Source organism: Streptomyces sp. NPDC004542 (assembly GCF_040610035.1).
Classification (GTDB): domain Bacteria; phylum Actinomycetota; class Actinomycetes; order Streptomycetales; family Streptomycetaceae; genus Streptomyces.
Genome location: NZ_JBEXLP010000001.1, coordinates 13,112 through 26,037, shown reverse-complemented (window position 1 = coordinate 26,037; position 12,926 = coordinate 13,112). Strand labels below are relative to the sequence as shown.

Sequence of the window (12,926 nt, the reverse complement as noted above, 5' to 3'; positions counted from 1 at the left end):
GCCCATGGATCTGCACACCCTCGTCACCCTCACCACGGGCGTCACCCTGCTGACCTGCGTCCTGGCCGTGCTGGGCCTGCACGCCTACGCCGGCGGCCGGGCCCAGCGGGCGGAGCTGGTGGAACGGCTGACCCGCACCGGCCAGACCCCGGTCACCGGCCGCCGGCGCCGCTTCCGGGGCCTGGACCGGCGGCTGCGCGGCACCGCGCCCGGCCGGAAACTCGAACTCCGCCTGGCGGCGACCGGCCTCGACGTCACCCCGGGCGAGTTCTTCGCGTACATGCTCGCCGCGGTGGCGGCCCTCTGGCTGATCGGCCAGGCGACCCTGGCACCCTTCTTCGGCCCGCTCGCCGGGCTGCTGGGCGTGTGGGCGGCGTGGCAGTTCCTCAACTGGCAGCGCCAGAAACGCATCGAGCGCTTCATCAGCCAGCTTCCCGAGCTCGCCCGCATCCTGGCCAACGCCACCCAGGCCGGCCTGGCCCTGCGCACCGCCATCGGCATGGCCGCGGAGGAACTGGAGGCCCCCGCGGGCGAGGAACTCGCCAAGGTCGCCGACCAGCTGGCGATCGGCCACTCCATGGACGACGCCCTCGGCGAACTCGCCGACCGTCTCCCCTCCCGCGAACTGGTCGTCCTCGTCACCACCCTGGTCCTGTCCAACAGGGCGGGCGGACAGGTGGTCAGCGCCCTGCGCAACCTCACCGAGACCCTCGAGGAACGCAAGGAGACCCGCCGCGAGATCCGCACCCAGCTCTCCCAGGTGACCATGACCTCGTACGCCGTACCCGTCCTCGGCATCGGCGCCCTGTTCCTGATGAACGGCGTCAAGGACGGCGCCCTGGACCGCATGACCGGCTCGCCGATCGGCCAGGCCTGCGTGCTCATCGCGTTCGGGCTCTACGCGATCGGCTTCGTGCTGATCCGCCGCACGAGCCGGATCGACGTCTGAGGGGATGACCGCGGACATGGCTCTCCTCCTCGCACTCGTCGTCGGCCTGAGCGTCATGGGCGCCTTCGCCGGCGTCCGCATGTACCGCGCGGACGCCAGACTCCCCGACGACCTCGCCCTCGCCCTGGAGGTGGGCGCGACCCGAACCGGCGCCGCCCACTCCCTCGTCGACCGCATGGGCATGCGCTACGCGCCCACGGTGCTGCGTCTGATGGGCCCCAAGCAGGTCGCCAGGTACCGCCGCAGGATCGACCTCGCGGGCAACCCCGGCGGCCTCACCATCGACCGCTACGCGGCCCGCCGCGCGGTGTACGGCGCGCTGGGCGGCACCGGCTTCCTGGTCTTCCTCCTCCGCGGCCAGTGGTTCGTGGCGCTGCTCCTGCTGGCCTTCGGCGCGTTCTGGACCGAGGTCGGCATCTGGTCGGCGATCCGCGTCCGCAAGGACGTCATCGAGCGGACCCTCCCCGACTTCCTGGACGTGCTCGCGGTCGTGGTCAGCGCCGGCCTCGGCTTCCGCCAGGCCCTGGACCGCGTGGCCTCCCGGTACGAGGGCCCCTGGGCGGACGAACTGCGCATCACCCTGCGCCAGATGGACCTCGGCATGAGCCGCCGCGAGGCCTTCGCGGAACTCCGCCGCCGCAACGACTCCGAGCAGGTCGCCATGTTCGTCACGGCGCTGCAGCAGGGCGAGGAGCTGGGCGCGCCCATCGTCGACACCCTGGTCGCCCTCGCCAAGGACATGCGCCGCACGGACGCCCAGAACGCCCGCCGCAAGGCCGCCCGCGCGGTACCCCGGGCCACCCTGATGATCACCACCTTCATGGTCCCGGCCACCATGCTCCTCCTCGCCGCGGGCCTGCTGCTGGGCTCCGGCGTGAACTTCGGCTCGATCACCGGGAAGTAGACGGGGGTGGGGTGATGGCGATGGCGACGACGAGACCGCGGGCGGCCCTGCGACGACGGCGGCGGAGGCCGCCGAACGAACCGTCGGCCGCCGGCGGCGCCGTACTCCCGCAGGGGCCACTAGCACCCGCACTCGCACCTGCACCCGCACCCGCACCCGCACCCGAAAAGCTACAGCTCCGCGCAGTACAGGCGGTGTGCCGGCAGGTGTTCGGCTTCCGCCTGGCCATGATCGCCCTCGCCGCCCCCGCGGCCCTGGTCAACGCCGCCCCCGGCATCGGCGTCCGCCTGGTGGGCGCTGCGGTGGTCGTCACCTTCATGGCGTCGTACGTCCTGTTCCGCGACTGGGAACGCTTCGGCCCCCTCCTCCTGCGCCATCCCACCCTGCTGGCGGTGGACACCCTCCTCGGCTCCCTGCTCCTGATCTCGGCCGGCCCGGACACCACACTCGCGTACGTGAGCGTCTGCACACCCCTGCTCGCCGGCCTGCTCTACAGCTGGCGGGGAGCGGCGTGCTTCGCCTCTCTCCAGTCCCTGATCCTGCTCCTGGTCCACACCACGCTGAAGGCGCGGCAACAGGTGGACCCGGCCGAGTCGTTGCTTCTCCCCGGACTCTGCGTCATCACAGGTGCCGTGGGCTCGACCCTGCGCAACCTGATGCTCCGCTTCGGCGCGGCCACCCAGGCCCTGACGGCGGTCCAGGCCCGCCTGGCCGTGACCGAGGCGGTGAACGCCGAACGGGCCCGCCTGGCCCGGGAGATGCACGACTCGGTGACCAAGACCCTGTACGGCGTGGCCCTCGCCGCGGACGGACTGGCGGCGTCGGCGTCGTCCGCCGACCGCGGGGACCCCGCCGTCCTCCGCGAAAAGGCGGAACTGGTGGCCCGCTCGGCCCGCAGGGCGGCGGCCGAGGCCCGCGAACTCCTCACCGACCTGCGCCGCGAGAGCGACCCCGCCCACGGCACCGACGTACTCGCGGAACTCACCACCCGCACCCGGGACTTCACCGCCCGCACGGGCATCCCGGCGACCTGCCACGCCCCAGCCCCCCACGAACTGCCGCCGATCCCCCCGGCGGTGGCCCGGCAGCTCCTCACGATCGCCTCGGAGGCGATGGAGAACGCCCACCGCCACGGCTCTCCCACCCACGTGAAGGTCACCGCGGCGGTGGACAGCGGCCTCCTCCGCCTGACCGTCCACGACGACGGCCGCGGCCTGCCGCCCGACACCACCCTGGACCACCTCCGCCGCACGGGCCACTTCGGAGTGATCGGCATGGCCGAACGGGCCGAGTCGGTGGGCGCCCGCTTCCGTATCGGCCGGGGCGACCATCCCGAGGGCACGGAGGTCCGCGTGGAACTACCGTTGGCGGCCCTGGCCCCCGCACCGCCCGACCACCCCCACTCCCAGGACGCATGAGAGGAGGCACCCGATGCCGCCGAACCCGAACGCACCGCTCCGCATCGTGGTCGCCGACGACAACCCGGTGGTCCGGGCGGGCCTGACCGCCCTGCTCTCCGGCCGCGAGGACACCACGGTGGTCGCCGAGGCCGCCAACGGCCGCGAGGCCTGCGACGCGGCCCGCCGGCACCGGCCCGACGTCGTCCTCCTCGACGTCCGCATGCCCGAGGTGGACGGCCTCGCGGCCCTGCCCCACCTGGTGCCGCTGGCCCCGGTCATCATGCTCACCTACAGCCACGAGCCGGAGACGGTCCGGGAAGCGGTACGACTGGGGGCGAGCGGCTACCTGGTCCACGGCGAGTTCACCGTGGCGCAACTGAGCACGGCGGTACGGGACATCAGGGCGGGCAGGGAGCACTTCACGCCGACGGCGGCGGGGGCGCTGGCCGCGACGCGGCTGCCCCGGTACCACGCGACTGCACACACCCCCGTCAAACTTCCCGCGATCCCAAGCCAAATGGGGGCCCAAAGACTTTCGCAAGTGCAATCATCTGTGGGACAGTCAACTAGGTCGCGGTTCCGACTGAGCACGAGGGAGGCGGAGATCATGGACCTCATCGCAACCGGCATGAACAACCAGCAGATCGCCGCCACCTGCTTCATCAGCGAGAAGACGGTCAAGAACCACATCAACCGCATCTTCGCCAAACTCCACAGCACCAGCCGCTCCCAGGCGGCCGCCAAGTGGCTGGGGGTGGCGTGAGATGTCCCGGGATTGGGCCCTGGGGCCCTTTGCCGAGCGGGGGGATCGGCCGTACGGTGCCGTGGTCGGCAGCGAACCCGGAGGGGAACACCATGAGCGACCTGATGCTGAAGACGGCCGTGGCGACCAAGGTTCGCGTCAACAGCTGGAAGAACACGACCGCCGAGGCACTGCGACGCCGGGCGGGCGACCGGGGGCAGACGGCGGTCGAGTATCTGGGGATCATCGCCGTGGTGGTGGCGATCGTGCTGGCGATTACGGGCACGGACATCGGCAAGACGATCCTCGACAAGATCAAGGCGAAGATCACCGAGATCACCTGACGCGTTCGCGCAAGTACGGCGATGCAGGGCAGGCCTTCCCCATCTACATCACGGTGGTGGCGGGCCTGCTCTTTCTCGCGTTCGCTTACCTTGCGGTGGGTCAAGCGGCAGTGAACCGGAATGGCGCCCAGACAGCCGCCGACGCGGCGGCACTCGCAGCCGCCCAGAACGCCCGGGACCAGCTTGCGGGCAAGTGGGTTGAGGACGTGCTCGATCCGACCAAGTGGCAGGGCGACTTCGATGGGAAGGTGCCGATCGAACCCTCGTGCTGGCGGGCCGAGCAGCTTGCCGCGCGAAACGACGCTCAAGCCAGTTGTTCTTCGCCCGACCCTTTGACCTATGTGGTCAATGCGCAGACCAACAAGACCGTCGGAGACTCCGTTGTCCCTGGCACCGCGAACATAAGGTCAAAGGCGTCAGCCAAAGCCGTGATCGAGCCGCTTTGCACCTTCGAGCTCCCCGCTGAGGACGCCGATGGTGGTGCACTGCCCCGCCTCACTTGCAAGGACAACACCAGCTGGGATCTCGACCCGGACGACCTGACGGATCTCCCGGGACCCGAAGATCTCTTCGATGTCCATCTGGCCGACTGACAACCGATTGTTGAGTGAAAAGGGAAGCAGAGCGATGAGCATTCGGTTCACTGCGAGGGCCCGTAGGGGGATGGTCGCAATGACCGTTGCGGCCGGTTTGGCCATCGGGGTGGCCGGCTGTGGCGGCGGTGGCAGCGACGACAAGAAGCCGGAGACCTCTGCCTCCCCTTCGAAGGACCATGGATCCAAGCCGAGGGCCCAGGAAGGCCAGTCGGAGGAGCCGTTGGCCGAACTGCGTGGACCTGATGGCCTGACCCTCAAAGTCACGTCGGCACAGCGCGATACTGGTGGGTTCGTCACCGTCAACGGGCAACTCAAGAACGACGGCAGCAAGGACGCGGTGCTTTCGTCGCAGCTCACCGGCAATGAGACCGAGATCATGAAGAACGGTCAGTCCTTCGGGGGGGCCACGCTCGTGGACTCCAAAGGCAGGAAGCGCTATTACGTGCTTCGGGACACGGACGGACGCCCACTCACCACAACCGGTGTCCAGACGGTCAAGGCCGGTGACACGGTCCCCATCTTCATGCAGTTCCCAGCGCCTCCAACAAGCACGAACGAGGTCACCTTCCAACTGCCGACGTTCTCCTCTGCCCCCATCCAGATCTCCGGGTGAGGCCCCCGTGACCACAACCCGCCACCTCCCCCTCGCGGTGACCGCCGCCGCCCTCCTCCTGCTCGCCTCGACGACCGCTCGGGCCGACGACACCGGCCCCAGCGTCCCCCCGGGCACGGAGCCCTCCGCCTCCGCCCCGGTAAAAGTCGACCCCACCGACCCGGATCTCAAGCTCCCCGAGGGTGCGACCCTCGCCGATCCCAAGGTGCTGGACATCAAGTCGGTCGTCGAGGACCAGACCGGAGACGAGCGCCGGGAGGACACCAACGCGGACGTGAAGTTCGCCCTCCAGGCGGAGGTGCTGTTCAGCAAGGACAGCGCCAAGCTGAGCGGTGAGTCGAAGGCCCGTATCGGCGCGATCGCGGAGGAGATCAAGAAGCAGAACGCGACGCAGGTCAGGGTCTTCGGCTTCACGGACGACCTGGGTTCGTCGGCCCACGGCGACGTCCTGTCCAGGCAGCGGGCCAATGCGGTGCAAGCGGTCCTCGACCAGGACCTGAACAGCGCGGACATCACCTTCGAGGTACGCGGCTACGGCGAGCAGTACCCGATCGCCGACAACTCGACGGAGGAGGGCCGCAGGAAGAACCGTCGCGTCGAGGTCAGTTTCCCGCGCTCGGGGAGCTGACCCCGGCGGTCACCTACAGCAGGTGGTCGGCCTTCCCGGCCTTGATCTCCAGGATGAGGGTACGGAGCGCTTCGCGGCTGTCGCTGACGTAGTGCTCCTCCTGCCCGGAGACGGCGATGTAGGCGTTGCCTTGGGAGTCGGTGCCTATGCGGAAGCAGTTGTTGCCTTCGGCGCAGTAGGGGTCTTCCCAGGTGATCTCGGCCATGGCGGCACTCCTCAGAATTATCGGGGACAGTCTGGACGAGGCCGCGGGAGGCTGCCGGTTGCAAGCGGTCCTCGACCAGGACCTGAACAGCGCGGACATCACCTTCGAGGTACGCGGCTACGGCGAGCAGTACCCGATCGCCGACAACTCGACGGAGGAGGGCCGCAGGAAGAACCGTCGCGTCGAGGTCAGTTTCCCGCGCTCGGGGAGCTGACCCCGGCGGTCACCTACAGCAGGTGGTCGGCCTTCCCGGCCTTGATCTCCAGGATGAGGGTACGGAGCGCTTCGCGGCTGTCGCTGACGTAGTGCTCCTCCTGCCCGGAGACGGCGATGTAGGCGTTGCCTTGGGAGTCGGTGCCTATGCGGAAGCAGTTGTTGCCTTCGGCGCAGTAGGGGTCTTCCCAGGTGATCTCGGCCATGGCGGCACTCCTCAGAGATCGCGGATGATGGCATGGATGAAGTCACGCGAGGCTTGCGAGTCGCATGACTTGGCGTTCCACCAGTCGATGTGAGCACGGTACTTCGTGAGTTGGGCGTCGGCATGGGTGAACTCTCCTCCATGGGCCGAATCCAGCTGGACCGTGTCCAGTCGGGGCACCACCCCGCTCGCGTACAGCACAGCGTGACCTGCTCCTGGGAAGGCGCCGGCCCCGACGGGCAGAACACGTACGTCGACGTTCACGCGATCGGACATTTCGCACACGTGCTGGAGTTGCTCACGGGTCGTTCGCAGTCCTCCGAACTGCATGCGCAGTGCCCACTCGTGCACGTAGGCGATGTACTCGACCGGCATCGGGCGCTCCAGCACCTGCTGCCTCTGCAGGCGCTGTGCCACGCGCAGTTCGATCTCCGACTCGGGCAACGATGGAATCGCGGAGTCGAAGATGGCGCGGGCGTACCCGCTCAGCTGTAGCAGTCCGGGTACGTGCACGGTCTGCAGGGTTTCCAGCCGGGTGGCGAACCACTCCAACTCCGCGACGTCCAGAAGCCCTTGGGGCAAGACACCCCGGTACTGATCCCACCAGTGCCGTTCGCGGGAGTCCGCCAGGGCGACCAGACCCTCGATGTATGCCTGATCCCCGCAGTCGTAGTTGCTGGCGAGTATCCGAATGCGTTCGGGTGAGGTGGCCCGGATCCCGGCCTCCATGTTCGACACCTTGGTGCGATCCAACCCGAGCAGGCCAGCGGCGTACTCGGTGGTCCTGCCCGCGGCGAGCCGCATTTTCCGCAGCTCGGCGCCCAGACGCCGCTGACGCTCAGTCGGTGTGGGCCGTGTCGGCATCGGCACCTTCCTTCCCGGTCGATCGGGCCAGTCTGCCTGCGCGTGGATTGCCCGACCAACACGATAGTGGCAATTGCCGCGAATAAGTGGCACACGTGCCACTGGGGTCCTCTACATTCAGTGACGGGTCGACTGCGACCCGGCGCCACCCGGAAGCGCATCGCGCGAGCCTGCCCGCAACCTCCTGCCCTGGGAGGGGCGGGCCGCGTCAGGGAGACAGGCCACCGATCGGGGCGTCAATCCAATTGACCACAAGGGAGTTCCCGCCATGCCCGCGAACGTGACGTCCTGCCTGCCCCCGCCCTCCGAAGCCCTCTCCCCGACGCCCTCCACCCCCGAATCCCTCGCCTACAGCCTCACTCTCCCCGCCGCCCCGCAGACGGCCGCGATCGCCAGGACGGCGGTACGGACGATCCTCCAGGTGCACGGCCTCGGCGACGTGACCGACCCCGCCGTACAGGTGGTGAGCGAACTGACCGCGTGCGCCTGCCGCTTCACCCCGTCCACCGAGATCTACGTTTCCCTGCGCTACCGCGACGCCGCCCTTCGCGTGATCCTCTACGACGGCCATCCCCGCCACACCCACCCCCGTCTCGCCGCCGCATGCGACACCCGCCGCCGGGCGGCACTGCGGGTGGTCGCCTGCGTGGTCAGGGCCTGCGGAGGCGACTGGGGCTTCGGCGAGGCCCGCGAACCGGGCGGCGGCACGCGTATGTGGGCGGTACTGCCCCGCACCACAGCGCGCGCCTATCTGAGGAGCTGATGCGCGGCGATTGGCAGATATGGACCACGCTGTGACCTCCGCACCTGCGGATTCACTCTCCGGGCCTGTCCCATATCTGCCAATAACGCGGCTACCGGCAGGTCAGCGGCCTCCTTCGGCCTCGGCCTCGGCCGCCACCCGCACCTCCACCCGCACCCCCACCCGCACACCCCACCCCGCCATCGCCCCCGCCTCCGCCTCCAGCACATGACGGGCGCGGAGCCGGGGCAGGCCCAGGCGGCCGGGGCGCATGGTGCGGACGGCGATGACGGTGAGCCGGCGGTCGAGGTAGGCGACGTCGATGGGCATCCGCATGCGGAAGGTGTGCACGCCGCCGGCCGGCGAGAGCAGCATCGCCCCGTCCAGGGAGTCCCGCCCGAGCAGTCCCTTCGTACGGGCGCGGTAGGAGGCCGCGATCTCCAAGGGGACGGCTGCACCGGCCGATCCGCCGTCCCCCGGAACCGTGAGCCTGCCCCGCCCGTTCCGCCACCGTCCCATGCCGCCGACCGTACCCAAAAGGAGTTGTGACTCATGCCGACGGCGGGTTACGAAGGTGGCATGACCGTACTCGGCGCCGTGTTCCGTCCCCAACTCCCTCCGGAACGACTTCGATCGGTGGCCCGCCTCGCGGACGCCTCCGGTCTGGAGGAACTCTGGCTGTGGGAGGACTGCTTCCTGGAGGGCGGGATCTCCACGGCCGCCGCCGCGCTGGCCTGGACCGAGCGGGTGCGGGTCGGCGTCGGACTGCTGCCCGTGCCGCTCCGGAACGTGGCCGTCACCGCGATGGAGGCAGCCGCGCTGCACCGGATGTTCCCCGGGCGGGCGATCCTCGGCGTCGGCCACGGCGTGCAGGACTGGATGGGCCAGGTCGGCGCCCGCGCCGGGTCGCCGCTGACCCTGCTGAGGGAGCATCTCGAGGCGCTACGGGGCCTGTTGAACGGGCAGCGGCTCACCGTCGACGGCCGGTACGTGAAGCTCCACGACGTCGCTCTCGACTGGCCGCCGGACGGTGCCGTCGAGGTCCTCGCCGGCGGCACCGGGCCCCGTACGCTGCGGCTGACCGGTGAGGCCGCCGACGGGACGATCCTCACGGCCGCCACGCCGCCGGACGGTGTGCGCGAGGCACGCCGGCTCATCGAGGAGGGACGGCGGACGGCGGGACGTACCGGGACGCACAAGGTGGTCGTGTACCTCCTCACGGCCACCGGGGCGGGCGCCGCGGACCGGCTCCGTGCCGAACTCGTCGCCGAGGGCATGGGATCCGTCCCGGGGCTCGGGGTCGCCGGAGACGCGGCCGCCGTGGCGGAGGCCGTGCAGCGGCTCGCGGACGCGGGAGCCGACACGGTGGTCCTCCAGCCGACGGGGGACGAGCCCGATCCCGAAGGGTTCGTACGGTTCACCGCCGAGGAGGTCAGGCCCCTCCTGCCGTAGCGCGGCAGCGCGGCAGCACGGCGACCGTTGTCAGTGGCGGCTGCCACACTCGCCACCGTGACGCAGCAGCAGGACGACCGCCGTGCCGACGTACGCCTCCGTGAAGTCGTCGACGACGATCTCCCACTCTTCCTCGTCTACGAGCACGAACCGGAAGCCGTCCGGCGGTCGAGGTTCGCTCCCCGGCCGCGGGAGAGGTTCCTGACGCACTGGAGGGAGCGGGTCCTGGGGGACCCCGGCAACCTGGTGCGGACCGTCACCGTGGACGGCGAGGTGGCCGGGAACGTCGTGTCCTGGTGGGAGGACGACCGCCGCTTCCTCGGGTACTGGCTCGGGCGGCCGTACTGGGGCAGGGGCGTCGGTAGCCGGGCCCTGACGCTCTTTCTCCTTCAGGAGCCGGCGCGGCCGTTGTACGCCGATCCCTTCTCGGGGAACACCGCCTCCGTCCGCCTCCTGGAGAAGCACGGGTTCGCACGCGAGGGCACGCTGCGGCACGGCGAGGACGAGCACGTACTGCTCGTGCTTCGCGAGGCGGCCGGCGGCGGGAAAATCAGCGGCGCCCGCTGACCCCAGGCTGCGACGATCAGCGCATGGCAGAGAACCGCACGTCGGAGAACCGCACGTCGGAGAACCGCACGTCGGAAAGGCGCACGTTCGAGGATCTGGTCGCCGAGGGTGCCGCCGTGCCCACCGAGGGCTGGGACTTCTCCTGGTTCGAGGGGCGGGCCACCGAGGCGCGGCCCTCGTGGGGGTACGCCCGCGCGGCCGGGCAGCGGTTGGCCGGTGCCACGGCAGCGCTCGACGTCCAGACCGGGGGTGGGGAAGTGCTCGACTTCGCCCTGGGTACGGCGGCTCCCGCCCGGCCGGCGCTGGTCGCCGCGACCGAGGGCTGGCCGCCGAACGTCGCCAGGGCGACCGCCCTGCTGCGGCCACGGGGCGTCGTGGTGGTCGCCGTGCCGGAGGACGCGCCGCTGCCCTTCGCCGACGGGGCCTTCGACCTGGTGCTCAGCCGGCACCCCGTGCGGCCCGTGTGGCGGGAGATCGCCCGCGTACTGCGACCGGGCGGGGCGTACTTCGCCCAGCACGTGGGCCCGCGCAGTGTCTTCGAACTGGTGGAGCACTTCCTCGGGCCGCGGCCGGACGAGGTGCGCGGCGGCCGGCATCCCGAACGGGAGCGGGCCGAGGCCGAGGCGGCGGGGCTGGAGGTCGTCGGGCTGCGGGCCGAGCGGCTGAGGGTGGAGTTCCACGACATCGCCGCCGTCGTCCACTTCCTGCGCAAGGTGATCTGGATGGTGCCCGGTTTCACCGTCGAGGCGTACGCGTCCCGGCTGCGCGACCTGCACGAGCGGATCGAGGCCGAGGGTTCCTTCGTCGCGCACAGTACCCGGCATCTCTTCGACGCCCGGAGACCGGCGGAGTAGCAAATCGGGTGATGCGGACGTAGAGAGATGAATTACTCGGGGTTCGTCCTCCATGTCCCCGGAGTTTCCGCATCGTTATCCCTGGAGGCTCGCATGAGCGCCGCGGCTCGCGTAAGTTCAGACCAAGGTAATTCGCGCAAGCAAAGCGGCGTGGGTGGTACCGCGCAGTGGAGGGGGCTGCGCGGTGCCGGAATCCGGCCGGTGTGCGCGTCAAGCGGCCGTTCGCGACCGGATCGCCCGTCGGAGGGATACGGGGGTCGGCCGACCGGGTGGACCTGCAAGGGGGGTGGATCCTCGTGATCCCTCCCCGTACGGGCCTTTTGCCTGGGAATCTGCCGTGTTCGGGTCGCGCGAACCCCTTGAATGAAGCATTCCGGTCTCACCGCCGCGTCGTCGGGCAACTCCGGAGAGTAGTTGTCCCGCGCTGATGCACGCATCCGCCCTCACGAAGGGTTATGGTGGAACCCCCCCCCTCGGGCCGGTCCGTCTCCCCCCCACGGACCGGCCCGTTTTTTCTCGGTCCGCGGATCCGGCCGGGTCCGTGCCCAACTGGCCGCCCGGGTCGTGGAATCCCGAGCCAGAGCGCCGCAGGGGTAGGCTTCGCCCGCGGGGACCGCCATACCGGAGGGGCTGACAATCACGTGAACCTGCGCGACAGGCTGCGCGGCCTGCTGGTCAGGCTGTACGCACGCCGGGTGGAAGGCCACCTGGACCACGCTCAGGTGCCCAAGCACATCGGCGTCATCATGGACGGCAACCGCCGGTGGGCGAAGGCCGCCGGCTCCAGCACCGTCCATGGACACCGGGCCGGTGCCGACAAGATCGAGGAGTTCCTCGGCTGGTGCACCGAGACGGACGTCGAGGTCGTCACGCTGTGGCTGCTGTCCACGGACAACCTCGACCGGCCCAAGGAGGAGCTCGTCCCGCTCCTCGGCATCATCGAGGACGTCGTGCGCACCCTGGCCGCCGACGGCCGCTGGCGGGTGCACCACGTGGGCACGCCCGACATCCTGCCCTCCCAGATGCAGACGGCGCTGAAGGAGGCCGAGGAGGCGACCGCGCACGTCGACGGGATACTGGTCAACGTCGCCATCGGCTACGGCGGCCGCCAGGAGATCGCCGACGCGGTCCGCTCGATGCTCCACGACGCCCGGGACAAGGGGGTCTCCCTGGAGGACCTCGCGGAGTCCGTCGACGTGGACATGATCGGCCGCCACCTGTACACCGGCGCCCAGCCCGACCCCGATCTGGTGATCCGTACCAGCGGTGAGCAGCGGCTGTCCGGATTCATGCTGTGGCAGACGGCCCACTCGGAGTACTACTTCTGCGAGGTCTTCTGGCCGGCCTTCCGCAAGGTCGACTTCCTGCGCGCCCTGCGCGACTACGCCGCACGTCACCGGCGTTTCGGCGGCTGAGCGGCGCGGACCCGACCCCCGGGACGTACCCCAGGGGGAAAGCGCTCGTATACCCCATTTCAGGCGGGTGTAACAAGGAGTTCACCGGCGCGCTGTCTCCTGCATCTGCATGGCGCCGCTTGTTCGAGGGCATAAGCCATGCAGGTCGACACCCGAACCACGGGCGTCGCATCTCAGCGGACGGCACGGGGCCGTCCGCCCGGGAGGCCCTTTGCACCAGCCCGACCGTGCGG

Annotated in this window: 17 protein-coding genes and 1 pseudogene; 14 read left to right on the top strand and 4 right to left on the bottom strand. The window is 70.1% G+C overall.

Annotated features, from left to right (window positions below; genetic code table 11):
- Nucleotides 1–4: 4 nt before the first annotated feature.
- From ABZX30_RS00140 to ABZX30_RS00105, 8 genes are all read left to right on the top strand, one after another.
- Nucleotides 5–949, top strand: coding sequence for a type II secretion system F family protein (locus ABZX30_RS00140; RefSeq protein WP_355926774.1), 945 nt, complete (start codon nt 5–7; stop codon nt 947–949).
- Between the two features lie 16 nt (nt 950–965).
- The gene (locus ABZX30_RS00135) at nt 966–1,853 is read left to right on the top strand and encodes a DUF5936 domain-containing protein (RefSeq protein WP_355926772.1); all 888 of its coding nucleotides are present in this window, start codon (nt 966–968) and stop codon (nt 1,851–1,853) included.
- A 47-nt stretch (nt 1,854–1,900) separates the two neighbouring features.
- Entirely contained in the window at nt 1,901–3,271 is a 1,371-nt protein-coding gene (locus ABZX30_RS00130; protein ID WP_355927356.1) for a histidine kinase, read from the top strand.
- 13 nt (nt 3,272–3,284) lie between these two features.
- The gene (locus ABZX30_RS00125; protein ID WP_355926770.1) at nt 3,285–4,016 is read left to right on the top strand and encodes a response regulator transcription factor; all 732 of its coding nucleotides are present in this window, start codon (nt 3,285–3,287) and stop codon (nt 4,014–4,016) included.
- A 92-nt stretch (nt 4,017–4,108) separates the two neighbouring features.
- Complete coding sequence (locus tag ABZX30_RS00120) at nt 4,109–4,339, top strand: hypothetical protein (protein WP_355927354.1); 231 nt, start codon at nt 4,109–4,111, stop codon at nt 4,337–4,339.
- Nucleotides 4,336–4,932, top strand: coding sequence for a pilus assembly protein TadG-related protein (locus ABZX30_RS00115; RefSeq protein WP_355927352.1), 597 nt, complete (start codon nt 4,336–4,338; stop codon nt 4,930–4,932). The genes ABZX30_RS00120 and ABZX30_RS00115 overlap by 4 nt, the downstream gene beginning before the upstream one ends.
- Nucleotides 4,933–4,966: 34 nt before the next feature.
- Nucleotides 4,967–5,548: a hypothetical protein gene (locus tag ABZX30_RS00110; protein WP_355926768.1), complete on the top strand. Its 582-nt coding sequence runs from the start codon at nt 4,967–4,969 to the stop codon at nt 5,546–5,548.
- Nucleotides 5,549–5,555: 7 nt separating this feature from the next.
- Nucleotides 5,556–6,176 (top strand): OmpA family protein, encoded by a 621-nt coding sequence (locus ABZX30_RS00105; RefSeq protein ID WP_355926765.1) that lies wholly within the window; start codon nt 5,556–5,558, stop codon nt 6,174–6,176.
- A gap of 13 nt (nt 6,177–6,189) precedes the next feature.
- Here the strand turns inward: ABZX30_RS00105 and ABZX30_RS00100 are convergent, their stop codons facing one another.
- On the bottom strand, nt 6,190–6,381 hold the full coding sequence (locus tag ABZX30_RS00100) for a hypothetical protein (protein ID WP_355926762.1): 192 nt from the start codon (nt 6,379–6,381) through the stop codon (nt 6,190–6,192).
- Between the two features lie 10 nt (nt 6,382–6,391).
- Here ABZX30_RS00100 and ABZX30_RS00095 point away from each other — a divergent pair.
- Nucleotides 6,392–6,595: pseudogene (locus tag ABZX30_RS00095) on the top strand (OmpA family protein); the annotation flags it as partial.
- A 13-nt stretch (nt 6,596–6,608) separates the two neighbouring features.
- Here the strand turns inward: ABZX30_RS00095 and ABZX30_RS00090 are convergent.
- Complete coding sequence (locus ABZX30_RS00090) at nt 6,609–6,800, bottom strand: hypothetical protein (protein WP_355926762.1); 192 nt, start codon at nt 6,798–6,800, stop codon at nt 6,609–6,611.
- An 11-nt stretch (nt 6,801–6,811) separates the two neighbouring features.
- Nucleotides 6,812–7,663, bottom strand: a complete 852-nt coding sequence (locus tag ABZX30_RS00085; protein WP_355926759.1) for a helix-turn-helix transcriptional regulator — start codon at nt 7,661–7,663, stop codon at nt 6,812–6,814.
- A 268-nt stretch (nt 7,664–7,931) separates the two neighbouring features.
- Here ABZX30_RS00085 and ABZX30_RS00080 point away from each other — a divergent pair, with 268 nt between their 5' ends.
- Nucleotides 7,932–8,426: an ATP-binding protein gene (locus ABZX30_RS00080; protein WP_355926756.1), complete on the top strand. Its 495-nt coding sequence runs from the start codon at nt 7,932–7,934 to the stop codon at nt 8,424–8,426.
- Between the two features lie 102 nt (nt 8,427–8,528).
- Here the strand turns inward: ABZX30_RS00080 and ABZX30_RS00075 are convergent, their stop codons facing one another.
- Complete coding sequence (locus ABZX30_RS00075) at nt 8,529–8,924, bottom strand: DUF192 domain-containing protein (protein ID WP_355926754.1); 396 nt, start codon at nt 8,922–8,924, stop codon at nt 8,529–8,531.
- Between the two features lie 60 nt (nt 8,925–8,984).
- Between ABZX30_RS00075 and ABZX30_RS00070 the strand changes: the two genes are divergently transcribed.
- From ABZX30_RS00070 to ABZX30_RS00055, 4 genes are all read left to right on the top strand, one after another.
- Nucleotides 8,985–9,857 carry an LLM class flavin-dependent oxidoreductase gene (locus tag ABZX30_RS00070; RefSeq protein ID WP_355926751.1) on the top strand — a complete coding sequence of 291 codons (873 nt, stop codon included), beginning with the start codon at nt 8,985–8,987 and terminating at the stop codon, nt 9,855–9,857.
- Between the two features lie 57 nt (nt 9,858–9,914).
- The gene (locus tag ABZX30_RS00065) at nt 9,915–10,424 is read left to right on the top strand and encodes a GNAT family protein (RefSeq protein WP_355926749.1); all 510 of its coding nucleotides are present in this window, start codon (nt 9,915–9,917) and stop codon (nt 10,422–10,424) included.
- A 23-nt stretch (nt 10,425–10,447) separates the two neighbouring features.
- Complete coding sequence (locus ABZX30_RS00060) at nt 10,448–11,278, top strand: class I SAM-dependent methyltransferase (protein WP_355926747.1); 831 nt, start codon at nt 10,448–10,450, stop codon at nt 11,276–11,278.
- A 641-nt stretch (nt 11,279–11,919) separates the two neighbouring features.
- Entirely contained in the window at nt 11,920–12,693 is a 774-nt protein-coding gene (locus ABZX30_RS00055) for an isoprenyl transferase (RefSeq protein WP_355926744.1), read from the top strand.
- The last annotated feature ends 233 nt before the right edge of the window (nt 12,694–12,926 follow it).